Origin of the sequence: Veillonella sp. VA141 (assembly GCF_003992175.1) — a bacterium.
Classification (GTDB): domain Bacteria; phylum Bacillota; class Negativicutes; order Veillonellales; family Veillonellaceae; genus F0422.
The window spans coordinates 76,399-102,653 of sequence record NZ_RQVM01000005.1; the positions used below are offsets into that span (position 1 = coordinate 76,399).

19 protein-coding genes are annotated in these 26,255 nt (G+C 38.6%); 18 read left to right on the forward strand and 1 reads right to left on the reverse strand.

All coding sequences use genetic code 11. The features are described 5' to 3' along the window. Positions 1–11 precede the first annotated feature (11 nt). From galE to EO112_RS06500, 18 genes are all read left to right on the forward strand, one after another. Entirely contained in the window at positions 12–992 is a 981-nt protein-coding gene (galE, locus tag EO112_RS06415; RefSeq protein WP_126940741.1) for a UDP-glucose 4-epimerase GalE, read from the forward strand. A 19-nt stretch (positions 993–1,011) separates the two neighbouring features. Then, positions 1,012–1,752, forward strand: coding sequence for a hypothetical protein (locus tag EO112_RS06420; RefSeq protein WP_164723957.1), 741 nt, complete (start codon positions 1,012–1,014; stop codon positions 1,750–1,752). Positions 1,753–1,809: 57 nt separating this feature from the next. Beyond that, positions 1,810–3,036 carry a type II secretion system protein GspD gene (locus tag EO112_RS06425; RefSeq protein WP_127163481.1) on the forward strand — a complete coding sequence of 409 codons (1,227 nt, stop codon included), beginning with the start codon at positions 1,810–1,812 and terminating at the stop codon, positions 3,034–3,036. A gap of 126 nt (positions 3,037–3,162) precedes the next feature. Further along, complete coding sequence (locus EO112_RS06430; RefSeq protein ID WP_127163483.1) at positions 3,163–10,266, forward strand: filamentous hemagglutinin N-terminal domain-containing protein; 7,104 nt, start codon at positions 3,163–3,165, stop codon at positions 10,264–10,266. A gap of 6 nt (positions 10,267–10,272) precedes the next feature. Further along, on the forward strand, positions 10,273–10,848 hold the full coding sequence (locus tag EO112_RS06435) for a hypothetical protein (RefSeq protein ID WP_164723958.1): 576 nt from the start codon (positions 10,273–10,275) through the stop codon (positions 10,846–10,848). 160 nt (positions 10,849–11,008) lie between these two features. Beyond that, the gene (locus EO112_RS06440) at positions 11,009–11,443 is read left to right on the forward strand and encodes a DNA/RNA non-specific endonuclease (RefSeq protein ID WP_164723959.1); all 435 of its coding nucleotides are present in this window, start codon (positions 11,009–11,011) and stop codon (positions 11,441–11,443) included. A 4-nt stretch (positions 11,444–11,447) separates the two neighbouring features. After that, the gene (locus EO112_RS06445) at positions 11,448–12,998 is read left to right on the forward strand and encodes an immunity protein YezG family protein (RefSeq protein ID WP_164723960.1); all 1,551 of its coding nucleotides are present in this window, start codon (positions 11,448–11,450) and stop codon (positions 12,996–12,998) included. A 17-nt stretch (positions 12,999–13,015) separates the two neighbouring features. Beyond that, positions 13,016–14,674 (forward strand): ShlB/FhaC/HecB family hemolysin secretion/activation protein, encoded by a 1,659-nt coding sequence (locus EO112_RS06450; RefSeq protein WP_127163491.1) that lies wholly within the window; start codon positions 13,016–13,018, stop codon positions 14,672–14,674. Between the two features lie 96 nt (positions 14,675–14,770). Further along, complete coding sequence (gene glyA / locus EO112_RS06455; RefSeq protein WP_062402473.1) at positions 14,771–16,006, forward strand: serine hydroxymethyltransferase; 1,236 nt, start codon at positions 14,771–14,773, stop codon at positions 16,004–16,006. A gap of 23 nt (positions 16,007–16,029) precedes the next feature. Continuing rightward, a complete protein-coding gene (gene upp / locus EO112_RS06460; protein WP_062402476.1) occupies positions 16,030–16,656 on the forward strand; it encodes a uracil phosphoribosyltransferase in 627 nt (208 codons plus the stop codon). 71 nt (positions 16,657–16,727) lie between these two features. After that, entirely contained in the window at positions 16,728–18,104 is a 1,377-nt protein-coding gene (radA, locus tag EO112_RS06465) for a DNA repair protein RadA (RefSeq protein ID WP_127163493.1), read from the forward strand. Positions 18,105–18,187: 83 nt separating this feature from the next. Then, the gene (locus EO112_RS06470) at positions 18,188–19,321 is read left to right on the forward strand and encodes a PIN/TRAM domain-containing protein (RefSeq protein ID WP_127163495.1); all 1,134 of its coding nucleotides are present in this window, start codon (positions 18,188–18,190) and stop codon (positions 19,319–19,321) included. Between the two features lie 12 nt (positions 19,322–19,333). Further along, positions 19,334–20,500 (forward strand): 2-C-methyl-D-erythritol 4-phosphate cytidylyltransferase, encoded by a 1,167-nt coding sequence (gene ispD / locus EO112_RS06475; RefSeq protein WP_127010834.1) that lies wholly within the window; start codon positions 19,334–19,336, stop codon positions 20,498–20,500. A 3-nt stretch (positions 20,501–20,503) separates the two neighbouring features. After that, on the forward strand, positions 20,504–21,943 hold the full coding sequence (gene gltX, locus EO112_RS06480) for a glutamate--tRNA ligase (protein WP_127163497.1): 1,440 nt from the start codon (positions 20,504–20,506) through the stop codon (positions 21,941–21,943). A gap of 24 nt (positions 21,944–21,967) precedes the next feature. Further along, positions 21,968–23,416 (forward strand): cysteine--tRNA ligase, encoded by a 1,449-nt coding sequence (cysS, locus tag EO112_RS06485; RefSeq protein WP_127163499.1) that lies wholly within the window; start codon positions 21,968–21,970, stop codon positions 23,414–23,416. Next, the gene (locus EO112_RS06490) at positions 23,406–23,864 is read left to right on the forward strand and encodes a Mini-ribonuclease 3 (RefSeq protein WP_164723961.1); all 459 of its coding nucleotides are present in this window, start codon (positions 23,406–23,408) and stop codon (positions 23,862–23,864) included. Before cysS ends, EO112_RS06490 begins: the two co-directional genes overlap by 11 nt. A 613-nt stretch (positions 23,865–24,477) precedes the next feature. Continuing rightward, a complete protein-coding gene (rlmB, locus tag EO112_RS06495; RefSeq protein WP_127163503.1) occupies positions 24,478–25,197 on the forward strand; it encodes a 23S rRNA (guanosine(2251)-2'-O)-methyltransferase RlmB in 720 nt (239 codons plus the stop codon). A 10-nt stretch (positions 25,198–25,207) separates the two neighbouring features. Next, positions 25,208–25,744, forward strand: coding sequence for an NYN domain-containing protein (locus tag EO112_RS06500; RefSeq protein ID WP_127163505.1), 537 nt, complete (start codon positions 25,208–25,210; stop codon positions 25,742–25,744). 178 nt (positions 25,745–25,922) lie between these two features. Here EO112_RS06500 and rpsT read toward each other — a convergent pair whose 3' ends face one another. Further along, positions 25,923–26,183, reverse strand: a complete 261-nt coding sequence (rpsT, locus tag EO112_RS06505) for a 30S ribosomal protein S20 (RefSeq protein ID WP_009354152.1) — start codon at positions 26,181–26,183, stop codon at positions 25,923–25,925. Positions 26,184–26,255: the final 72 nt, after the last annotated feature.

Below are 26,255 nucleotides of genomic sequence, written 5' to 3' on the forward strand. Positions count from 1 at the left end.
GAGAAGTAAGAATGAATATTTTAGTGACAGGTGGCGCAGGGTACATTGGTAGCCATACAGTACGTGCCTTATTAGGAGCAGGTCATCAAGTGGTGATTGTAGATAATTTATCTCGAGGTCATAAGGAGTCGATTCCTGCAGGAGTACCGTTCTATGAAATGGATATTACAGACCCTGCATTAGGTGAGGTTCTAGATACGTATAAAATTGATGGCATTATGCACTTTGCAGCTCATTCCCAAGTTGGTGAATCCATGGTAAATCCATCTATCTATTATGAAAATAATGTAGTAGGGTCCTATCGTTTAGTAGAAACTGCTCGTAAACATGGTGTAAATCGTTTGGTATTTTCCTCTACAGCGGCTGTCTATGGTGAACCAGAAGTAGTACCTATTACGGAAGATGCGAAATGGAGTCCAACCAATGTGTATGGTCGCACAAAATTGATGATTGAAGATATGCTACGTGACTATAGCAAAATTTATGGATTTAAATTTGTAGCACTACGTTATTTTAATGCAGCAGGTGCTGATCCATCTGGTGAAATTGGTGAAGATCATACACCAGAAACACATCTAATTCCACTTATTATTGATGCAGCTTTAGGTAAGCGTGAATCCATCACTGTATTTGGTACAGATTATGATACTGCGGATGGTACTTGTGTACGTGACTATGTACATGTAAATGATTTAGCTTCTGCTCATATTCTAGCTATGGAATATCTGTATAATGGTGGAGAATCAGACGTATTTAACTTAGGTTCAGGTAATGGTTTTAGTGTAAATGAAATTGTAGCGGCTACTAAAGAAGTAACAGGTGTCGATTTCCGTGTTGATTACGGTGAACGTCGTGCTGGGGATCCAGGTACATTAATTGCATCTTCAGAAAAGATTCATGCAAAATTAGGCTGGAAACCAGTTCACAGTACAGTACAAGAAGTGATTCGTGATGCTTGGAATTGGCATCAATTACATCCTAAAGGATATTAATCGTATATAGGAGGGCATGATGAAAGTATCATCTACACAAGACCTCTACAATTGCATAATGAAGTATATAAGTACACACGGTCGTCTCGTTTTCGGGGCGACCGTTTTATTGTGCCTCATTTGCTATCTAGGTTGGAGAGAGTCTGTTTGGTCGGAGGTTGAACAATTAGAAAGTCCTATACAGTCACATCGTGAAAATGATGCATTAGGAAAAAATAAAAAAGAGAAATTTGAAGATTCTTCAGTAACAGTCACTCATACATCTGAAAAAGGTGAGAAAAAATATAGGGGGAAGAAACATGAAAAAAAGAGCGAATCTCTAGAAGGAGAGACAGATAAGGGGAAACTTGTCTTTCCAATACGGAATGTAGTACGACCCTATCCTTTACTAGATACTTTTTCAAAGGAATTGTCTGTAGTTACTCCAACAGCGGTACTAAGTGCAGATAGAAGTAACATGGACAATATGAACAGGAAAGGAAAAGGTAATAAAAATAGTATGGAAGGATACGCTGTACATGCCTATAGCAACGATATTGGTAGAAACACGCATGCGAGACATGAGGTAGGACATGTAAAAGAGATGCAAGTACAACTGTTGGGCATTATACAAGGAGAGGTACCTGTAGCTGTGTTAGATATTAATGGAAATACTCATACTGTGTATGAAGGAGATGTAGTTGATGAGGTACAGGTGCATACGATTCGTGATACAAAGGTACAAGTTCAAGTAAACAGTTCTGTTCAATGGATAGAATAAAGGAAGGGTAAAAAATATGTTGAGTAAGAAGTAGAAACATAAAGGAAGGAGATACATATGTGGATTAAAACAGTAAATTATTTTAAAAGGAATGTAGCAATCCATATCCATCAAGCTATCTATCGCTGGGGAATAGCCTATGCGGTGATAATGATAGTTTTAGGAATTTTCCCTGCAGAGGCAGTACATATTATGGCTAAAGATATGCCTTTACGAACATTGGTGCAAACCATAGCTAGGACGGAGAAACTTTCAGTAGTAGGATTAGATACATTAGAGGGGAAGGTTACTTTAGAAGTACAAGAAAATTCAGGACAAGAGGCCATTACTAAGTTGGGATCACAGTTAGGTTTTTTAGTCTATGAAGAAGGTGGTACCTTCATTGTAGAGGGGCGCCATGAAGAAAAAGAACGTCGACATGTGCGTCGAATCGTAGCGGAGATAGGAACGCCTGAGGAATTGAGCAATCTGATTCTGTCTGTAGTACCTAAAGAACATGTACAAGTGATGCCAAGCACGAATGAAGTGATTTATTATGGAACGGTTCATGAAATTTTAGAAGTAGAAAAATTACTACGATCTTGGCATGCTATGCCAAAACAAGTACAGTTAGATGTGGCGGTATTGGCAATGGAAAAAGGCTATGCTAAAGAACTAGGGATACAATGGTCATTTCCTGGATTACAAAGTTCAGGGCTTTCCATGCATGGAAAATCTGAATCAGGTGTGGAAGGAAATGTTCATATCGGTCATATTCCTAAGGGCACATCGTATTCGTTTTTAGCGCACCCTACAGTATCTGCTAAAGAAGGAAGTAGTCGTATGGCATTGATTGCAAGACCTAGTATTGTAGCTCTTAATGGAGAGGAAGCAAGCATACTTATTGGTGAACGCGTGCCGGTGACAGTAGAATCTATTCAAAATGGTGTCACGAGAACCAGTATTCGCTATGAAGAGGCGGGTATTCGGTTATTATGCAAACCTTATGTATTACAGGGGAATCACATTGATACTATTGTGGAAGCTGAAGTGAGTAACCCTACTTTGGTCCCTGAAATGAAAGCTTATCGCATTACCACAAGGCAAGCGAAAACAAGAGTGCGCATACCTGATGGAGAAACATTGGTCATTGGTGGATTGATGGATCGACGTACCGTGCGACAATGGCAAAAAGTACCTATTTTGGGAGATATTCCTTTGATTGGGAAACTATTTCAACATAGTCGTAAAACAAAAGATGAAGTAGAATTATATATTTTAGTGACCGCTAGGGTAATTCAGTAAATAAGAAAGGCAAAATACCATATATACGCATTCACTATTCCAAAAATCCTTTTATGTATGATATGATGAAAGCATAGAACATATCAGGTTTTTGGGATATGGTCGTTATATAATAGGGGTATTGATATGAAAAAAGAAAGAAAAGAACTCTTAACGTTATGGATTACGTTGTCTTTGCAATTAGGGACCTATGCGGCGCAGGGTATTGTCAGTCAAGAGGTCATGGTGGACAATAGTCAGTCTGTCCCCGTTTTACAGATTGCCAATCCAGTACATGGTGTATCCCATAATCGGTATGAGTCCTTTTCTACAGATACGGGGGCTATCTTTAACAACGCCACTACACCTACAGTTAGCACTCAGATTGGTCCTGTAAATGCAAACCCTAACTTACGAGAGTCTGCGAGCCTTATTGTCAACGAAGTAGTAGGGACTTCTACATCACAGTTAGCAGGAACTTTTGAAGTAGTAGGACAGCCAGCAGATGTGGTCATTGCTAATCCTAACGGGATTTCTATTAAAGGAGTTCATTTTATTAACACCCCAAAAGCTACGCTTACTACAGGTGTCCCACACATGGTAGATGGTCGGTTAGAAAACTTTGTTATTGAGAAAGGAAACATTGAGGTAACAGGGACCATCAATGCACCTACAGAACAAAGTGGAGCTAACTCATATACCCCTATTTCAAAGGTAGACCTATTAGCAAAGACGATACGTATCAATGCAGATGTGGTGGCACAAGATTCTATTCGTGCTGTCACAGGACGTAACACAGTGAACTATGCGGATGGAACTGTAACAGCCATGAAATCTGGGGAAAGTACACCTACAGGGGTTGCCTTAGATGTAGGTGCTCTTGGTGGCATGTATGGAAATACCATTTCTTTAATCGGTACAGAATCTGGATTAGGTGTTAATATCAGTGGCTCTATCGATGCCATAGCGGGGAACCTACATATTGATACAGCGGGAAATCTCACCATTGAACAAGGTGGTTCACAGCAAGAGCCTACAAGTATTCACAGTGCCAAAGAAGTAGTGATTCGTAGCCAAGACTTCCATAATCGTGGCACCCTTGTGGGTGATGAAACAGTGACAGTACAAAGCGGTACACTTACCAACGATGGGAATCTTCAAGGAAAACAGATTGAGGCGAATGTGACCAATCTTCGTGGACAGGGAGTGATTTCCAGTACGGAGAATATAACGATTCAAGGTACTGACTCTATTGTGTATCAAGGCGGCATACGCTCTCAGTCTGGGGAGATCACTGTACGTGGGAAACAGGTAGAAGTAGATCGAAACCATATACAAGTAGTATCAAAAGATAAACTGCATATAGAATCGCAAATACCTACGCCTGAAACGCCTGTAGATATTCCAAAACCAACACTAGAGAATCCTTTACATACGCCTACTATACAACCTATCCCTCATATACCTAGCAAGGTTGTCGTAGAGGATACACAAGAAGAGTTACCCATTACTGTAGATGTGAATGCCCCCAAGAATCGTCAACCGATTCTAGATACGACGAGGAATGGCATAGATATCCTACACATTACCGGTGTTGATGGAAACGGTGTTTCTCACAATGCATATACACAGTTTAATGTGAAAGACCGAGGTCTTATTCTTAATAATGCTACGAAATATACAAAAACTCAGTTAGCTGGTTACATAGATAAAAATATGTTCTTATCTGGGAATGGGGCTAAAACTATCATCAATGAGGTCACTTCTACGAACCCATCTACGTTGAAGGGATATATAGAAGTGGCAGGGAATCCAGCGGATGTGGTCATCGTGAACCCCAATGGTATGACCGTCAACGGATTTGGTGTAATTAATGGCACTCACATGACCTTACAAGGAAAATCTTACATAGACATAGTAGGAAAGGGCTATGGGGGACAACAAGTAGATAGTACGTTTATCAGTGACCATCTACGTAACCGCCACAGTGAACTATGGGGTCGTCACCTTCGTATTGACACAGATACCTTAGAGAATACAGGGAATATAGCAGCAGATACTATGCATATATCTGCCAAAACAATGCACAATGCAGGTTTTGTGGAAAGTAAAGACGCGCTCCAATTTACTGGAAACGAGCTTGTACAAGATAAGGGTATTATGAAGGCGAATCAGAGTGTACATATCTCAGCAAACCATATTCGTAATAGCAATTCCTCTGTATTAGAAGCTGGTGGCAGTTTACATATCACGGGAGATGCGCTACAAAATGATGCATCTCATGTAGTTAGTCATGGTACGATACGCTTAGGTGTGAACGCCTTAGAAAATACAAATACAGGGGCAATCATTGCGAAGGATACCTTGCAGATACAAGGGAATACTTTTGCTAATACAAAAGGCATTCTCTTTGCAAAAAACGATGCAGAGATAGATATGAAAGAAGATGTGACGAATACAGATGGGTTGTGGCATGTGTTAGGTAATTTGCGTGTGCAAGGGCGCCACATTCGGAATATCAACAGCAAGGGTTCCTATTTTGGTTCAGATATGTATATAAAAGGTAACGCCTATGTACTGGGAAAAGAGAGCTTTGAAAATAGGTCCTCTGATGTCATTGTCAAAGGTGATCTTACTATATCAGCCCCTAAGATACAGAATCATAAGGATGTGTTTAAGACTGGGTGGACCATTTCAGAAGAAGATAAGTATGAGGGCATACCGCATCTAGACCAGCCTAACTATTATGAGGCAGATAGAAAATACCATAGAACGATTCATATAGGAACCATAGAAGAAGAAACCGCTACATCTAGAATACTTAGCGATGGCACCATCCATATTACGGGGCAAACTGTTCAAAATACATACAGCCAGATTATGGCGAAGGATGGCTTACAAGTTACGGCAGATTCCATTACCAACACAGGATACCAAGGGACAGTTCATTATGATGATATAGGCCGCGATAGACATTATTGGAAATATAAACAGAAAAAGCGTTGGTGGAAACGTAAAAAGTGGGTCTATGGACATACAGATATTCCCTATGAACATCATACAATCTTTGATGCTGAAAGTAGTCCATCCAGTGAACGTATTGCCGTATTAGGCAGTCACGGAACTACGAGCATCCAGTCTAATGCATTTACCAATACAACACTTGAGGCAGATGGAACAACTTATGCCATACGAGATAAAAAAGTTGAAACTGCGGTGGCACCTACAGATGTTTCCAAATTAGTGACCCCCGTGTTGGAACCATCAAAACAACTCTACATGACGACGGACCCTCTTGCTGTAGCTAAGGTAGAAGAGAATCCCTTATATACAGATAAAAAGCAATTTTTGTCTAGTGACTATATGGTTGCTAGATTACAAGCAGACCCAGAACGAGTGTACAATCGATTGCGCAATGGATATGAAGATCAAGAAATAGCGAAAGAAGAACTCCGTCAAAGTGGTCATACCCTTATGAAATATACAGGTCATGATCAGTCTTTACTTTCAGGGATACCTAACAGCATGTTACAACCGGGAGATTTGCGCAAAGATGGTAGTATCGTCTTAGGTAAAGATGTGCAGGTAATAAGCCAAAAAGTAGATAATACAGGCAGCATACAAGCAAAGGATTCTCTATCCATTACAGGAAATCATGTACGAAACCTCAGTGGGTCTATGAATGGTAATCTAGTGTCTATACGAACAGATATGTTAGAAAATATTTCGGGTCGTATACATGGTAAAGATGGTGTTCACATAGAAGGAAAGGATATCCGTAATGAAACGCAGGTAACGACTAATAATTTATTGGGAAGTCAACAAGATACAGCACATGGCACAGCAAGTATCACTAGTGATGGCGGTATCCATATCCAAGGAGATACCATACACTCTGTAGGGGCTACTATACAAGGTGGTAGTACGGTGAGTCTAGTAGGGAAAGATATACAAGTCTCTGCTCGTGCCTTACAAAATCGCTACATAGGTAATGGAGTGACCCTAGAGTCCACTAAGTACCTAGGCAGTACCGTACAAGGACATACGGTACAAGTGCAAGGGGGACAAATCACGTTACAAGGCTCTCGCATGATAGGACACACAGTGGACCTTACAGGGAACTCTCTAACCCTTACGAATGTAACAGATAGAACTTTGTCGGATGTAGCTGTGGGTGCTAGAGGTAGTGACTATTTCAACCGTAAGATGGTCATAGATGAACAGAATTTAGGAGCGACCATTGAAGGAGAAGCTGGTGTTAAGGTGCGTATGGATAACAATGTATCCATGAAAGCAAGCACCATACATAGTAAAACGGGGCTTGTAGACGTACAAGCTGGTCGAGTCTCTATTGAACATGGTACTGAGCACCATGAAACACTATCTGAAGTACATCAAAAAGATAGAGGGTTCTTGTCATCTACTACAAGGGATACCTATGACCATAGACGTACAGATACGGTAGTGGGCTCTACGATTTCCAGCGGTACTATTAAGGTAGATGGTAAGCAAGACGTACTAGTTAAAGCCAGCCATATAGTGGGGGATGCAGATGTTATGGTTACGAGTGAAGGTAATTTGACAATTACATCAGCACAGGAAGAATCTGGTGCCACTCATCGTGAGGAAGTACATAAATCTGGTATTTTTGGTAATGGAGGTCTTAGCCTTACCATTGGTACACAAAAACAAGCAGATACCTATGATGTTAAGAGCAGTGTAGCCAAAGGCAGTGTGATTGGAAGTCGCTTTGGTTCTGTCACCTTAGGTGCTATAGGCACGGCACAAATAGAAGCTAGTGATGTAACATCTAAAGGAGATATTCAGGTTCAAGGATCTGGTGTGACAATCCGTAATGGTTATACCACATCCCATACAGGAGAAACACATAGATTTTCTAAAAGTGGGCTTACTCTCTCTTTGTCGAATCGCTTAGTAGATACCACAACCAATGCAGTAGGTACACTCACACGAGCAAACTCTGTAAAAGACGAACGATTGCAAGCCTTATTAGCCTACAAAACCTATGACGATGCTAAGACATCTATAGAAAAATCTAAACTGAAAGACCAAGCCAAGAGTTTACACCTCAATCTATCTTTAGGCACAGAACGAAGCGAAGCTTCTACGAATGTAGATAGTAAGATAGCAAAAGGATCGACCGTTGTATCCGATGGACATATTCGTGTTACCACTAAGAAGAATGATATCCGCATAGAAGGAAGCGATGTACAAGGCAAGGACATTACCTTAGAGTCGGCAAATAGTATCTATGTGAAGGGCAAAGAAACAACCTCTAAGATGACACAGAATGTGAAACAGAAGCAAGGTTCTCTAGGTATTTCCTATGATGTATTACAACATCGATTCTCCGATATATCCGTTAATGCCAGTGGTAGTAAAGGTAGTATAGCAGGTACAGACATAGTTCATGATCCTACGAAGATAACTGCAACGAATACCCTCGGAGTAAGTACAAAACAGGATTTGAACATCAAGGATGGTGTTCTTAAAGGAGAGGCTATTGAGGCAAATGTGGGTGGAAATCTAGAGATTCACTCGGTACAAGACATACATGACTATACAGACCATACTACGTCTGGTGGCATGGGGCTTAACCTATCCAAGAAAGGTGCATTCAAATCGTTACAAAGTTCTTTGCAACGGACGGATATAGATAGCAAATACACCTCTGTAATCCACCAGTCTGGACTCTATGCAGGACATACAGGATTCAACATATCTGTAGGCAACACGACCACATTAGAAGGAGCTCTGTTATCTAGTAAAACAGATACGAATACACTGAAAACAAAACAGTTAGTTATGAAGGATATGGAGAATAGGGCGAAGTATACCTATGGGTCTAAGGGAGTGTCATATCTATCTGACGTACAATACAGGAAGTCTTTGCAACATATTAAAGATAGAAAGAATGCTATAGTCACAGATAAAAATCTTAGCATTCCAGCTAAGATACAACGTTTACAACAGTTGAATCAAGATAAGGAGTATACAAGCTACCTCAAGTATGTCAATAGCTTGCATAATCAAGTAGGTCTATTACCTAATATGTTGCCAGGTGAAAGAAAAGAAGTACACAGTGTGACTAGATCTGCTATTGCACCTGGAACGATTGATGTAGAGAATCCTAAGGTGGATGTAAGTCAAATTAATAGAGACATTAATCACAGCCTTCAAGCATTGGATACTATTTTCAATAAACAAGACATACAAGAACGACAAGAACTAACTAAATTATTTAACAAATATGCCAATGAAGCGATTCATCATATCTCTGATATGGCCGGTTGGAAGGAAGGCTCATCAGAAAAAGTGGCATTACATGCCATAGTAGGTAATATAAGTGCTAATATGGTGAATGGTAATACACGTGTAGGCACTGCAACAGGTGGACTATCTGAACTCCTAGCACCAGCTATACTAGAGTCGTCTAATCATGATCCAGCAAAAGCACAATGGCTAGCTTATGCCTTGGGATATGCAACAGATAAACTTGCTGGAGGCACGGGAGAACTAGGTGGAAGCATCAGTCATTATGGGATTAAGTGGAATGAATTTTTGTTAGATAAACATGCAACAGACACACGTAAGAATGAATATGATGTTATAGTTACAGCATTTAAAACACAATATGAAGCTATGGAAGAGGAAGGCAATCCATATGATGAAAAGACCATAAATCGAGCAGAAAATGACTTGTGGAACACATACCGATGGAATAAAAAGGCAAATATATTTCCGCAAGCAACGGAGCTATTAGGATTATTTATGGAGCCTGAAAATTATCAAGATATTATAGATCATGTTGAAGAGATTAAGCCAGATTTTCGTGTGTATGTTTTAAATAACAAATCAATAGTTAACAAAACGTTATCTAAAAATGATGAATTAAATTTGGATATACTCCATCATGCATGGATTAATACAGCTTTTTCTAAGGTGACTATGCCTACCTATAATGACTCTAGGTCATTTTATTTAGATAATTTAGATAATGCTTTAGCATATGGAAGGGCAATCTCAATAGTATCGTATCAAATTGAAGGAGATAAAATACATGCAAACATTGCTATTGTAGATAATTGGGATCATGATAAGAAGGAGTCTAAATTTGCATTTCTTAAAGATGCATATATTCTACAACAGTCAAAAAGGAAAAAAATTTTTGCCTATAAAACGACGTATGATGTAACATTTAATATTAGGCAAGTTATTTTTAGATGGTAATTAGAAATGCGAAAGGTATATGCTTGGATTTTAATAATTATAGCTATAATTGCTCCACTGTATCTTTATATAAATATTCATCGGTATATGGATACAAAAACATTTTTTCGATATGAAATAAACTATTTCTATGAATTAAGAGATTATTTTAATAATCTTACTATAGAAAATAATATATATAGATATGTTGTAAAAGATGATTATTTATATACTTATGGATTATCAGGATATACAAAGATAAAATTAGGGGTAGGTATACATATCATTAAAGTCTTAAATGTGGAATATGAAAAAAATTATATTGCTAATGTAGAAGGAAGAGGCACATTTTATTCTAGTATAGAGGAATTAAGATATGGGTATTTAGATGATATTACTCTTTTAAGAAGTTTTGAAGATATGGATGATGAAGATCTAAATACTTTTTATTTGTTATTTAAGAAATTGAATAATATTGAAGAATATTTATTGCCTATAGAAAAATCTCATTTATACTATAAAGATGGAAAAAAAGTAGCACAAGGACTCCGTGAATTAAATGATTCCTTAATTAAAGAATATATGAAGAGGAATGGAAAATAAACAATACTTCTAAATAATAGTTAAAACCTAGATGTTATATAGAAATCTATGAGTATCCCCTAAACAATCTACTACTGAAACAGCAAGCTCTACTACGAACACAACAAGCTTAGCTGATAGTCCAGATATTTATCGAAATGGTGAACAATATAAATCAGGAGTGGGAACTAGACAATTAAAAGAGAATATTGTATATGAGAGTAAAGGATATTATTACCAAACCGATGAATTAGGGCGTATAAAGGCTGCCCAAGGTGAATTGCGATTAGAAGATGGCGTGAGAAATAAGGGGGATCAATTAAAAGCAGGTGGTGATGACCGATTACCAGGTGACCATGGTGGGCATCTAATAGCTAAAATCTTTGGAGGATCAGGAGAGTTAGATAATCTAGTTGCGATGGATAAAATTGTGAACACTGTAGAATATAGAGAATTAGAAAGGGTTTGGTATAAAAGATTAAATGAAGGTAAAAAAGTAGAAGTTACAATTGATGTTAAATACGAAGAAGTTAATAAGCGACCAACGGGATTTGATGTTATATATAAAGTAGATGACAATCCTGAGGTTATTCAGTTTCTTCCTAATGGAGGATGAATATATGTTTGTAAAAGAAATGAAAGATGAAGTAGCAATTAAGTTGACTGACTTACTAAAAGATAGATTAAATATTTTGTTACAAGATAATTGGGAAAGTTTAGTTTTTTTTGGACAGTGCTGGAGGTCAAGTTTAGCACCAAGATACATAATTACTTTTGAGGATGGAACATATATCATGGAGGGAGAGCTATTTTGTTTTTCCTCTGAACGTATTGGAGATAGGTCATTTTTTAATATGTTAGTGGATAATTTTCTCAAAGTATATAAGTTTAAGAATAAGGATAATGTGCACACTCTTAATATACTGAATATTGAGATTGGAAAAAATGGAGATTCTAGATATACATATAGCGAAGATTTGTATGGTAACTATGAATATCCACATACACCGTATATTTTATGGTCATATGTAGAGGTAGGAAATACAAAGGGATTTATAAGGGAGGAGGAAATAGAAGCAGAAAAGTATATTGATAAGTACAGTTTACAACCTAAAAGAATATTACAGCGTAGAACAAAAACTCTTAAAATACCTGATTTGCTAGAGAACTTGCTCTATAAACAAATTATGTATATCAATAGGTATTTGCCTAGTAAAACTAAAAAACTATACTTTCATTTAGATAGGCTGCATGAAAATTGGAAACTTAGTCTTTACATTAATACTATAGATAATAACTGGACACGAATTAGAAATATACAATCTAATGATAAGATGTGTACATATCAAGAGTTAATTATCTCATTAAAAGGAAGTATTGATGAAATTGATGAGTTGCATCGTATTTGCAGCAAAATGTATACATCTATTGACTACATTTTCGACGTTTCCACCGGTGAACTCTCTTATGTATATGACAATGTCACAGAAGATAATTTTACTGATGAGCTAGCTTTAGTAGAAGCTTGGGAAAAAAGATATTTCTCCCCAGATGGGGAACCACTGCTTACGCATGCAGTAGCACCCCATGAAGGATGTATCACAGGGACTATGCACATAGATATGTCTCAGTTTATTGAAGAGGAGGAAGAAGAAGTGGTTAGTGTAGATCCAGCTATAGAATTTACAGGGGAAGATATTCATGATTTGATTCCACAATATCTTCAAAATAGTTACGATATTTTGTATTCTATCTTACCAGGTACATATCATCGGGTATATCTATATGTAGAGAATGATGGAACGGTATGTCGTCAACTAGGGTATATCATTGTGGACGGTGAATACCTTACTTTTGAGGATATGGTAGACCGTAAAGTGGTTTCCAAGGCGACTTATGATGCGACAATGGAACAACTGGCACTGTGGTCAAATTACATGCGAAATGCATTTATTGCTTGCCATCTTGAACCGTGGACGGTGTTCTCCTATATGTTAGATGAAGAAATGCATATTTCCAATAACTTTGGTTACGATGTATTAGCAGAACAAGCCTATGACAATGAACTCTTTGACCTTTGGTCTTATGAAAAATTAGGAATTAAGAGTCCTAACTTGTCTGAAGAGAAGATAGCATCTATTGTTCCAGAAAATGAGTATGCCAAATTTTAATATGAAGGAGTCTAGGATTGACAAATCATAAAATAGTTACAGGCCTTGCTTGTTTGTGTATAGGGGCGCTTTCTCATAGTGTTCATGCTAATACTATAGACGAGCAAGGTAAACTGCTAGAGCAGATGGAGCGTTCTATATCTCATGTAGAGCAAAAGACACCCCCAGCTTTCACAGTTATTACAGAAGAGAAAGTATCTGAAAAGGTGAATCTACTATCCAATTATGCACCAGAATTTTTAATTCATCATATTGAACTTTCACAGGTTCCACCAGAGTTTAGTTTTCTGCAAACCATGGTGGCTAAGAAAGAACATCAATCGTATGGGGTAGAAACAATTAATACCTTGTTGCAGGAACTTAATACAGCATTACTAGATAGAGGTTACGTTACCTCTAAGGTCTATATGGAGCCTCAAAATATAGGAAGTGGCACACTTCGCTTATCCTTGCTGGTAGGAACCGTGGAAGAAATACAATTTAAGGGCGTGGCAGGTAATTATACAAACGCAATAGCCTTTCATAAGGGGCATATCTTAAATATAAGGAAGATAGAACAAACGGTAGATAATCTAAATACAGTGCCCCATCAGAAGGCTACGGTACAGTTACAACCGGGAAGTAAGTTAGGTACATCTATAGTGGTATTTCAGATAGAAAATAGGTCTAAAGTAGAGGTCACCACAGGATTTGATAATTTCGGTAATGAAGGAACAGGACGCTTTCAAGGGAATGTGTCCATCACGGTAGGTAGACCATTAGACCGTAGTGATACCTTGTACTATAGCTTAACTAGATCTAGATACTCAGATAGCATCAATACAAGTAAATCCAGTTATGTATCATACCAACTACCTATTGGAAATGATAGCATTACCCTTAGCCATTCTAATTCAGACTATCAACAACGGGTTGGCTATGCCATTAAACCTTTTATTTCTAGCGGTAACTTTACTAGCAGTGAATTACGATGGAAACACGTATTGCACAGGAATAGTCAACAGATTACAGAATTAGTGCAAGGTCTTACGCATAAGACAAGGCATTCTTTTATCAATGGTAGTGAAATTGATGTGCAACGGAGAAATACCACGTCTTGGTCTATAGGAATACACCAAAAACGATATAGCAAGAATGGAAGTCTAGATTGGTTAGTGCAATATGAAAAGGGTGTTCCTTGGTGGGCTAGCCCTGGTCCTACTGATCATTTAGGAGAAGCCACTACACAATATCATATATATACGGGGAAAGTGAACTATCAGCGTACAATGACTCTTTGGAACCGGAAAGCAACCTATACAATGGAAGCGAAAGGACAGTATACGAATAGTAATCTTTACAGTAGTGAGTTCTTTACCATTGGTGGATGGTATACGGTGCGTGGGTTTACCGGCGATAGAAATCTAGCCGCAGAACGAGGGTTCTATGTACGGAACACCTTAGATGTATCATTAAATCAGAATCATACAGTGTATGTAGGTTTAGATTATGGTAAAGTATACGGAAAATCTACGGAAGATATATTGGGTACAGCGTTATGGGGCGGAGCGATTGGTATGAAAGGACACTATGGAAGTGCTAACTATAATATATTCTTATCCACCCCGTTACAAGTGCCAAACGGTTTTACAGTGCCATATCGAGTCCTAGGAATACAGATGAGTACTGCCTTCTAAGCACGGTTAGGTGATTCACTAATTTACCTTGCAAAAGGCTGTGATTATTACTATAATAAAAGATAGATTAAAATGTTTCTTTCACAGGAGGTTACCATGAGCTATGTAAAACAGCAAGACCCTAAAGTTCAAGAAATGATTGAATTAGAGTTGGGTCGTCAACGCAATAAATTAGAAATGATTGCATCGGAAAACTTTGTGTCTCAAGCTGTGATGGAAGCACAAGGTAGCGTATTGACAAATAAATACGCAGAAGGATATCCACATAAACGCTATTACGGTGGATGTGAATATGTCGACATGGTAGAAGAGTTGGCTATTGAAAGAGCGAAACAACTATTCGGCGCAGAACATGTGAATGTACAACCTCATTCTGGCTCTCAAGCAAACTTTGGCGTGTACTTTGCCTTATTAGAGCCAGGCGACACTATTATGGGGATGAATTTATCCCATGGTGGACATTTAACACATGGATCTCCAGTGAATGTATCTGGTAAGTATTTTAATATTATTCCTTATGGCGTAGATGCAGAAACAGGTCGCATTGATTATGAGGAAATGCGTAAAATTGCGCAAGAGCATAAGCCTAAAATGATTATCGGTGGTGGCAGTGCTTATTCCCGTCAAATTGATTTCAAAACCATGGCAGATATTGCCCATGAAGTAGGCGCAATTTTCATGGTGGATATGGCACACTTTGCTGGCTTAGTGGCAGCAGGATTGCATCCAAATCCAGTGGAATATGCTGATATTGTAACTACCACTACACATAAAACATTGCGTGGACCACGTGGTGGTATGATTATGTGCAAAGAAGAATATGCTAAAGCGATTGATAAATCTATCTTCCCTGGTATTCAAGGTGGTCCATTGATGCACGTCATCGCTGCCAAAGCAGTTGCTTTTGGTGAAGCATTGCAACCAGAATTTAAGGAATATGCAAAACAAATCATTGTGAATGCCCAAACATTAGCTGATGCGTTACAAGAAGAAGGTTTTACTATCGTATCTGGTGGTACTGATACGCATGTATTATTAGTAGACCTACGTACTGTTGGCTTAACTGGTAAAGTAGCTGAACATGTACTAGATGAAGTAGGTATTACATGTAATAAAAATACAATTCCATTTGATCCAGAAAGCCCATTTGTTACATCTGGTATCCGCCTAGGCACTCCAGCGTTAACAACTAGAGGTTTACATGCAGAAGATATGAAAGAAATTGCAAGCATCATTTCTTTAGTATTGAAACAACCAGAAGATACTGCTGTATTAGCAGAGGCTAAGCAACGTGTAGCAGCACTTTGTGAAAAATATCCAATGTATGCGTAATTAATAAAAAGGAAGTAAGTAAGATGAACGTAAATGTAATGACACATCCTTTGATTCAACATAAAGTAACGTTGATTCGATCCGTAGAAACTGGGACAAAAGATTTCCGCCAATTATTAGAAGAAATCGCTTTGTTAATGGGTTATGAAATCACACGTGATTTGCCATTAGAAGATGTAGAAGTAGAGACCCCATTGGTGAAAGCAATTGGTAAACAAATTGCAGGAAAAAAATTGGGTATTGTGCCTATCCTTCGTGCTGGTTTAGGTATGGTGAATGGTTTGTTGGAATTAATGCCAATGGCAAAAGTAGGTCATGTAGGTATGTATCGTGATCCAGAAACATTGCAACCAGTAGAGTACTATTGCAAATTACCATCTGATTTGGCTGATCGTCGCATTATCGTGACAGATCCAATGTTGGCTACAGGTGGTAGTGCAGCAGCAGCGATTTCTTTATTGAAAGAAAAAGGTGCTAAAGAAATTCAATTAATGTGTCTAGTAGCAGCCCCAGAAGGTGTAGAAGTTGTGAATAAAGCGCATCCTGACGTACGCATCTATGTAGCTGCATTAGATGAAAAATTAAATGACCATGGATATATTTTACCTGGTCTTGGTGATGCGGGAGATCGTATTTTCGGTACGAAATAAACGGTGTTGCCCGAAGAGTAGTGCGCGTTTCTTTTCAGTGACGCGCATTATTTTTATAAGAAAGGGTATATATGGCTAAAAAGAAAACAGTTTTTTTCTGCTCAGAGTGTGGAAATGAATCATCAAAATGGTTTGGTCGTTGTACTGCTTGTGGTGCTTGGAATACGGCGGTGGAGGAAGAACTGCAACCGGAAGTTAAAACAAAGCATGTAGCGTCTTATCGACCGGTAGAAGATGAGGATAACAAGCCCAAGGCTTTGACAGAGATTGAGGTAGGTGCTATTGCCCGAATTACTTCTGGATATGGAGAAATTGATCGTGTTCTTGGCGGGGGTATTGTACCTGGTGCGTTAATCTTGCTAGGTGGGGACCCAGGTATTGGTAAGTCTACCTTACTGTTACAAGTGTCTGGTCGTATTGCAGAAGAGTCAGGTAAAGTCCTATATGCATCTGGAGAAGAATCAGATATGCAGTTAAAGCTGAGAGCTCATCGACTAGGTATCAATTCTTCCAATCTCTTAGTGCAAGCAGAAACTAATTTAGATACCATATTGAATGAAGCTAAACGAAGTCAACCAATGTTACTTGTTATTGACTCTATCCAAACTATGTATGTAGGTTCTGTAGAATCTGCACCGGGAAGTGTCAGTCAAGTTCGTGAATGTACAGCTAGATTGTTACGCTTTGCAAAAGATCAAGACATTCCAGTCATCATCATTGGTCATGTTACCAAAGATGGTACTATCGCAGGACCTCGTATGTTAGAGCATATGGTAGACGTAGTATTGTATTTTGAAGGAGAACGGTCCTATCAATTTCGTATTTTACGAGGAATTAAAAATCGATTTGGATCTACATCGGAATCAGGATTATTTACCATGGAAGAAGAAGGGTTAGGTGAACTCCTCAACCCATCAGCTACTCTATTAGCAGAGCGCTCAGAAGAAGAGACGGGTTCTGCCATAATGGCATACTTAGAAGGAGTACGACCTATCTTGGTAGAAGTGCAGAGTTTAGTGGTATCCACTGCCTTTGGTATGCCACGGAGAACCGCTATTGGGTATGATTTAAATAAGCTGATTTTACTACTAGCAGTATTAGAAAAACGCTGTGGCTTTACCTTAGGTAACAAAGATGTGTATGTTACTATTATTGGGGGCTTAAAAATTAATGAACCGGCTTGTGACTTAGCCATGGCAGTAGCCATAATTTCTAACTTAAAAAACAAGCCTGTACCTCCAGATATGGTGATATTAGGCGAAGTAGGCTTGACAGGTAATATTCGTAGTATTCCACGTATAGAACAACGAATTGCGGAAGCTAAGAAATTAGGATTTAAACAATTTGTGATTCCTGCTGGGAATGTAAAACAATTAAAAGGAATACAAGAAGGTATCTCCATACAAGGGGTGACTAGTATTCAAGAAGTGATGAAAAGTATTTTCTAACCCTATGTGCGAAGTCTTTACTATGAAGTATTCATTAGAATTACACGTAGGGATAGTATACTAAAAAAAGAGGAGGTGACCATATGATTTATAAATTATTGCGCTATGCTATTGCTATTTTATTTGGCAGTATGGGGTACGTCGGAGCAGATGCACTATCAACACTTATGGTATCTATATGGGATGAAAAGATGCTGCAAATGGGTGTATTTGGAATCTCTGCAGTGATGATATTGTACTATACCATAAGTATCTTACTAGCAGCTTTTATCGGTTATTTAGTGTCCCAGTTTATTTTGCGTATAGGATTAAGAGTAGCAAAACAAATTGAACGTATTTTAAGTCGAGTTCCTAGTCAACAACTAGTAGCTGGCACGATAGGATTATTATTTGGACTCATTATTGCTAATTTAATTAGTATGGCTTTTGAGCGTGTACCAATTATTGGCTCATATTTACCTATCGCGCTTAGTGCTGTATTGGGATATATAGGGATTCGTTTGGGGATGGATAAAGGGCCAGACTTATATAAAGCTATGGTATCTTATACGTTTAGAGGATTGCTCAATAAGGGTAGATCACCTAAAGAATCAAAAGTAAAAGAAATCCGAACTTGTTCTGCTAAGGTCTTAGATACATCGGTTGTCATTGATGGTCGAATTTTAGATATTGTGAATACAGGATTTTTGGAAGGTCCTTTCATAGTGCCTGTATTTGTACTAGAAGAATTACAAAAATTGTCTGATTCTGCGGATACTTTGAAACGTAATAAAGGCAGACGAGGGTTAGACTTACTACAGACAATGCGTGAAAAATTAACAGAATCTATGGAAATCATAGATGTTGATTATGAAGATCTATCAGAAGTAGATTTGAAATTGATTCGCCTTAGTATGGATAAACATTGGAAGCTCATAACTAATGATTTTAATCTGAATAAAGTAGCTACATTGCAAGGAGTTGGGGTGTTGAACCTGAATGATCTGGCAAATGCTATTAAGCCAAAAATGACGAGTGGTGAAACCTTACTAGTACGTATTATGAAAGCTGGTAAAGAACCACATCAAGGAGTTGCCTATTTAGATGACGGTACTATGATTGTTGTGGAAAATGGTGTAGACTATGTGGATCAAACAGTAAATGTAGTAGTTACCTCTGTATTACAAACCAGTGCGGGACGAATGATTTTTGCCCGTGTAGAGGAATCAAATTCCTAGAAAGGGAGTACCATGATTAGTTGTATCTTATTAGCAGCAGGTGCAGGACGCCGAATGGGCTATACAGAGAATAAAGTGTGTATGCCGTTGGGACAGTATACAGTGTTACAATGGAATTTACATCACATGAAACAATGGGAAGGCTTAGAAGAAGTCATTGTGGTTGTATCGGAACAAGATCAACTCTCTATTCAAGAACAAGTGGAAGCTATGCAGGTACCGTGGATGGTACAATATGTGATTGGCGGTGCAGAACGACAAGACTCTGTAGCTGCTGGACTTTCACAAGTATCGAATGGAGCAGAGATTGTATTAGTGCATGATGGTGCAAGACCATTAGCGAACAAGGAGTTAGCTCATCGAGTGGTTGAGGGGGCTAAAGTATATGGAGCTGCAGTGCCAGCCATTCCTGTAGTAGATACGATAAAACGTGTGAATGCAGAGGGATATGTAGAAGAAACATTAGTACGTTCTGAATTATATGGAATGCAAACACCACAAGGGTTTCAAACTGCTATTTTGTTAGATGCTTATGTATATGCGGAAGAACACAGATATAAAGGAACCGATGATGTGTCTTTAGTAGAGTTTCAAGGAAACCCAGTGCACATTGTAGAAGGGGATAGAAAAAATATTAAATTAACAGTCCCTGAAGATGTGGCAATTGCTAAGAAGTATTTAGGAGTAGAATCTATGATGCGTATTGGTTATGGTTATGATATCCACCGTTTCAAAGAGGGACGACCTTGTGTATTAGGAGGGGTAACTATCGATAGCCCTATTGGTCCTGATGGGCATTCTGATGCGGATGTGTTGATTCATGCCCTTATGGATGCTATGCTAGGGGCTGCAGGTATGCGAGACATTGGGTATTATTTTCCTCCAGAAGATGATGCTTTCAAAGGGATTTCTAGTAGGCTATTATTAGAAAAAGTGGTACAATTATTAAAGGACTCAAATTTTGGAATCTACAATGCAGATATCATGGTCATTGCAGAAGCTCCAAAATTGAAACCTCATATTGAAAAAATGAAAGAAAATCTAAGTGTGGATTTAGGTATCCCTCTTAGTAGAATTAGTATTAAAGCAACGACAAATGAAGGGTTAGGTGCCTTGGGAAGAACAGAAGGTATAGCCGCACAAGCTGTTGTTTCAATGTATGAAAGAGAGGAGTTATAACTCATGAAAGTTCGTTTTGCACCGAGTCCAACCGGTCCATTTCATATTGGTGGAGCTCGTTCCGCATTATTTAACTATTTATTAGCTCGCAAGGAGCAAGGTACATTCTTATTGCGCGTGGAAGATACTGACCAAGCTCGTTCTACTCGTGAAAGCGAAGAAAACATTAAGGCTGCTCTTAAATGGCTTGGTATGGACTGGGATGAAGGTGTTGACGTAGGGGGCGAACATGGTCCATATCGCCAAACAGAACGTTTAGATATTTACGAAAAAGTAACACAACAATTGTTAGAATCTGGTCATGCTTACGAATGTTATTGTTCCCAAGAAGAATTAGATTCCGTTCGGGAAGAGCAATTAGGTCGTGGTGAAACTCCAAAATATAATGGTCATTGTCATCATTTAACGGAAGAACAAAAAGCTGCCTACAAAGCAGAAGGACGTAAACCAACCATCCGTTTACGTGTTCCGTTGCATGAAACAGTAGCTTTTGATGATATGGTTCGTGGTCATGTATCCTTTGAGTCTAATGGTATTGGAGATTTCGTTATTGTTAAATCCGATGGAATTCCTGTCTATAACTATGCCGTTGTGGTAGACGATCACACAATGGGTATTTCTCATGTTATCCGTGCGGAAGAACATTTATCTAACACACCACGTCAAATCGTGATCTATAAAGCTTTGGGCTGGGATGTACCAACATTTGGTCATATTTCCTTGATTATGGGCAAAGATGGCAAAAAAATGAGTAAGCGACATGGTGCTACCTCTGTTGAACAATACCGTGAGTTGGGATACTTACCAGAAGCAATTGTGAACTTCTTAGCCTTACTAGGCTGGGCTCCTGAAGGTGAGGAAGAACTATTCACTAAGGAAGAGTTGTGTCAAAAATTCTCTATGGATCGAGTGGCAAAAAATCCAGCTGTCTTTGATATTGATAAATTGAATTATATTAATTTCAATTATATGAAACAATTGACACCAGATGCATTATATGAATTATGTTTACCTCATTTGGTAAAAGCTGGCTACGCTAGTGAAAGTCCGTCTACAGAGGAACAAGCATGGCTCACGATGCTTTGTACTTGCGTGAAAGACCATATTAGTTATGGTGCTCAAATCGTAGATGAAGTAAATATATTCTTCCAAGATGATATCCTAGAAGATGCAGAACATGCAGAAGAGATTGCAGCTGTGAAAGCAGAAGAATCGTATCCAACAGTAATTAAGGCTTTCAAAGAAAAAATTGAAGCTATGGATGAGATTACCCCAGATGCTGTGAAAGCAGCAATCAAAGCGATTATGAAAGAAACAGGATTAAAAGGCAAATTTGTATTTATGCCAATTCGCATTGCTACCACAGGTCAAATGCATGGTCCTGACTTGAATTATATTATTACCTTATTTGGCAAAGAAAAAGTACTTCGCCGTTTAGGCTAAGTGCATACAAGGAGGCTATTTCTAATGAGAGAACTGACCGTTTTCAACACGATGACTCGTGAAAAATCAGTATTCCAACCTGTGAAAGAAGGGGAAGTTAGCATCTACGTATGCGGTGTAACACCATATAATCATCCTCATATTGGTAATGCACGTCCTTTTGTGACATGGGATACCATTCGTCGTTATTTGAGCCATGTAGGCTATAAAGTAACATATATACAAAACTTTACAGATGTGGATGATAAAATCATTAATACGTCTAATGGTGAAGGGGTAGCATGGAATGTAATCTCTGATCGCTATATTGATGCATACTATGATGTAATGGATGCATTACATGTGCGTCGTGCCGATGTATATCCTCGTGTGTCTACGCATATGGAAGAAATTATTTCCATGATCACTACATTAATCGACAATGGCTATGCCTATGCAGTAGATGGTGATGTGTACTATCGTGTAGAGAAATTTGAGCATTATGGTAAACTATCTGGTCGTACTTTAGACGATATGGAAGCTGGTGCTCGTGTAGATGTAGATGACCGTAAGGAAAATCCAATGGACTTTGCTTTATGGAAAGCGGCAAAACCAGGCGAACCATTCTGGGAAAGCCCTTGGGGGCAAGGTCGACCAGGTTGGCACATTGAATGTTCTGCCATGAGTCAAAAATATTTGGGCGAAGAATTTGACTTCCATGGCGGTGGATCTGACTTAATCTTCCCTCATCATGAAAATGAAATTGCCCAATCTGAAGGATGCTCTGAACACCATCCAGCTGTACGTTATTGGGTACACAATGGTTTCATTACCATTAATCAAGAAAAAATGAGTAAATCCTTGAACAATTTCTTCTTGGTGAAAGATATTTTAGAACAATATAGTGCAGATGCATTGCGTTTTTTCTTGTTGAGCACACATTATCGTAGTCCATTGGACTTCAGTGATGAACGCTTAGATGAAGCGACTAAGGCTATTGAACGATTCCAAACCGTGATTGACAACTTACTGTACTTAGAAAGTCGTCCAGAAGGATTGTGTGAACTGGAAGCAGCAGAATTATTGAAAAATGCTCGTAATTATAAAGAAGAGTTTGAAGCAGCTATGAGCGATGATTTCAATACAGCGTTAGCAACAGCACCAATTTATGGTTTGGCAAAAGAAATTAACATCTATTACCAATCTGTTCAAAGCTGTGATGGCACTGTATGCCATAGCACTATTGGTGAAGTTAAAGAAATCTTTAAAATGATGTTAGATATTCTAGGTTTATTAGAAGAGGGCTGGAAAGGTCAAGAAACTAGTAACGAAGAATATAATCAATTAATGGAAGTAATCTTGAATATTCGTCAATGTGCTCGTGAGCAAAAACAATGGGGCATTGCAGACTCCATTCGTGATGAATTGGCCAATATTGGAATTGTCATCGAAGATTCCCCACAAGGGGCACGGTGGAAAAAACGTGAACTTTAATCGATATAAACAGCTACGATCTATGGCGATTGATAAATTAAAATCTTCAGTGAAAGTAGAAGCAAATGAAGAGGGTCCTTTAGAGGACTCTCTTATGCTTGCTTATATTGGGGATGGTGTATATACCTTATTTATCAGAAATCGTGTAGTAGAAACGGGCATTACAAAAACACAAATACTTCATGATGTAGTGACGTCATTTATCAATGCAAAAGCACAGGCGAAAGTATTACAGGCATTAGAGCCAACTCTGACAGAGGAAGAGTTATTAGTGGCAAAACGGGCTCGTAATAGTAATGTGCATGTACCGAAAAGTGCCAGTGTACAGGAATACCGCATGAGTACAGCCTTTGAGGCGTTGTTGGGGTATACCTATCGCAAGGGGGATGAGGAGAGACTTACTACTCTCATGGAATTCGCTTTTGCTGAAACGTTGTCACATATGTAGCATGAATATAAATACTCCATAGGCTTTCATTAATTAACTTGTATTGAAGTCTGTGGCGTTTTCTTAATCTGTGGAATGGAAGAGCACGGCATATTCCTTCAGAAACGGCATTTCATGATGTTTCTTCAGGAACACGCCGTGCTCTTCTAGGTCTTTAGCTAATCATCAAAAAGCTACAGACTTCTTATAGCAGATACAAATATATCTTCTTGGAAGTCTATGGCGTATTTCTCTAAAAGTATATAGGATGACAACGTTTCAGCGGGTGTCGCTTAGAGGAAAGGGAAGAGCACGGTATACCTCCTCTCAAACGGCATTTCATGATGTTTGTTCAGGGGCACACCGTGCTCTTCTTGTATTTTCTTAATTAACGACAGTTGAACGTGACATGGCATAGAATATGTCTTTTTTTCGTTGTACTAGTGGGTGTGACAACATTTCAGGGGGGCGCTCATGTGTTATGTTGGGAGTTGTCTTGTTTTAGTGGTATAATAAAGTAATAGCTAGTAGTGGCTATTTTTTATAGATTATAATGATATGACATAGATGCTATGTAATGGTAATAGATTAACCAATATAGGTGGTATTACTGTTGGGAAGGTTTGAGGTTTTCATGGATACGTTTATTGTAGGTCGTAATGCTGTGCGTGAGGCGCTGAAGTCGGATCGAGGGATTCATCGTATTTTAGTGGCAGAAGGTAAGCAAGGTGGCTCTCTTTCGGAGATATTGGGTTTGGCAAGGTCTAAGGGTATTGAGGTTCGTCGCGTGAAGGAAGGGGATTTACAGAAGTATCCTAGTGATGTGCCGAATCAAGGTGTGGTAGCCTTGGTGAATGCGGTGAAGTTTCAAGAGCTGCAAGATGTATTGCTCAAGTGTACGGAAGAGCATCCGTTGTTGATTTTAACGGATGGTGTGGAAGACCCTCATAATATGGGTGCTATCATTCGTACGGCTGAATGTGTAGGTGCTACAGCTGTATTGATTCCTAAACGTCATAATGCGCCTATTAATGCTACCGTTAGCAAAACATCTGCAGGGGCTGTAGAATCGATTCCATTGGTACAAATTGGCAATGTTGCACAGACCATTGAGCAATTAAAAAGTCAAGGCTTCTGGGTGATGGGAGCTCATATGGATGGGACTGTGATGTATGATGTCAATATGACAGGTCCTATTGTATTGGTCATTGGTAATGAGGGAAAAGGTCTAAGTCGATTGACAAAGGAATTGTGTGATGTATTGGTAACGATTCCCATGTTTGGAACCATTAACTCATTAAATGCATCGGTAGCAGCAGCGGTTCTTTTATATGAAGCGAGACGTCAACGATAATAGGTATACTATGAAAAAAGATATTTTAATTGTAGATGGGTATAATGTTATTTTTGATTGGGCTGACTTGAAATCACTCAGTAAGGAGTCTTTAGAACATGCCCGATTAGAATTACGTCATAGATTACTCAATTATGGGACCTATAAGGGATATAAAATTATTCTTGTATTTGATGGTAAGCACGCACCTTTTACAGCAGATGAACAGCGTATATCTGCAGATTTTATTGAGGTCTTTACGGGTACTCATGAGACGGCAGATGCCTATATTGAGCGTGAAGTATTTAATAAAAAGGGTCAATATAAGACAATCTACGTCGTAACAAGTGATGGGGAAGAACAAAGCCAAATTTTAGGATTTGGAGGATTACGCATATCAGCACGTGAATTACGTCATCAAATTGACTTAGCTAAACAAGAAGAACGTAAACGATATACAGGTTATCATCAACGTGATGCTATGACATTACAACGTAATGAATTAGGTGCACATATTGATGGGGATGTGGCGGAAAAACTTGAACGAATGCGACGAGGGGAGCTATGAAAGTAGCTCCTTTTGTTATAATTGCCTTGATAATTTTATAGAGGAATACTAGAATCAGTAGATACATGCATACATACTAGTATCTTACGGTGGATCTAGAATATTGAGGTGATATATAAAAAAGAGGGTTAACTAAGAGAAATGGTATTTCTCCTTGTTAACCCTCTTTTAGAGTTCATTATAGAGCATTTACTTTAGCTGCTAAATTGGATTTTTTGCGAGCTGCAGTATTTTTATGAAGAACGCCTTTGGAGGCTGCTTTATCAATTACGCTTGTAGCATGAACTAGTGCTTTTTTAGCTTCTTCTACAGCGCCTGCTTGAGCAGCTTCTACAGTCTTACGAGTAGCTGTACGAATTTGAGATTTTACAGCAGAGTTTTTCGCACGACGTTCAGCATCCGTTTTTACGCTTCTAATACTGGATTTAATATTTGGCAATTGAGTCACCTCCTTGTGATTTACTGTATTATTACTAAAGTAGTATATCATAGGGCGTACAGTTTTGCAACT

Excerpts from the sequence above, each read along its gene's own strand:
- EO112_RS06500 (WP_127163505.1), top strand. The coding sequence starts at position 25,208 with ATGAAAAAAGATATTTTAATTGTAGATGGGTATAATGTTATTTTTGAT.
- EO112_RS06420 (WP_164723957.1), top strand. The coding sequence starts at position 1,012 with ATGAAAGTATCATCTACACAAGACCTCTACAATTGCATAATGAAGTAT.
- EO112_RS06430 (WP_127163483.1), top strand. The coding sequence starts at position 3,163 with ATGAAAAAAGAAAGAAAAGAACTCTTAACGTTATGGATTACGTTGTCT.
- EO112_RS06435 (WP_164723958.1), top strand. The coding sequence starts at position 10,273 with ATGCGAAAGGTATATGCTTGGATTTTAATAATTATAGCTATAATTGCT.
- rlmB (WP_127163503.1), top strand. The coding sequence starts at position 24,478 with ATGGATACGTTTATTGTAGGTCGTAATGCTGTGCGTGAGGCGCTGAAG.
- gltX (WP_127163497.1), top strand. The coding sequence starts at position 20,504 with ATGAAAGTTCGTTTTGCACCGAGTCCAACCGGTCCATTTCATATTGGT.
- EO112_RS06445 (WP_164723960.1), top strand. The coding sequence starts at position 11,448 with ATGTTTGTAAAAGAAATGAAAGATGAAGTAGCAATTAAGTTGACTGAC.
- cysS (WP_127163499.1), top strand. The coding sequence starts at position 21,968 with ATGAGAGAACTGACCGTTTTCAACACGATGACTCGTGAAAAATCAGTA.
- upp (WP_062402476.1), top strand. The coding sequence starts at position 16,030 with ATGAACGTAAATGTAATGACACATCCTTTGATTCAACATAAAGTAACG.
- EO112_RS06470 (WP_127163495.1), top strand. The coding sequence starts at position 18,188 with ATGATTTATAAATTATTGCGCTATGCTATTGCTATTTTATTTGGCAGT.
- ispD (WP_127010834.1), top strand. The coding sequence starts at position 19,334 with ATGATTAGTTGTATCTTATTAGCAGCAGGTGCAGGACGCCGAATGGGC.
- galE (WP_126940741.1), top strand. The coding sequence starts at position 12 with ATGAATATTTTAGTGACAGGTGGCGCAGGGTACATTGGTAGCCATACA.
- glyA (WP_062402473.1), top strand. The coding sequence starts at position 14,771 with ATGAGCTATGTAAAACAGCAAGACCCTAAAGTTCAAGAAATGATTGAA.
- radA (WP_127163493.1), top strand. The coding sequence starts at position 16,728 with ATGGCTAAAAAGAAAACAGTTTTTTTCTGCTCAGAGTGTGGAAATGAA.
- EO112_RS06425 (WP_127163481.1), top strand. The coding sequence starts at position 1,810 with ATGTGGATTAAAACAGTAAATTATTTTAAAAGGAATGTAGCAATCCAT.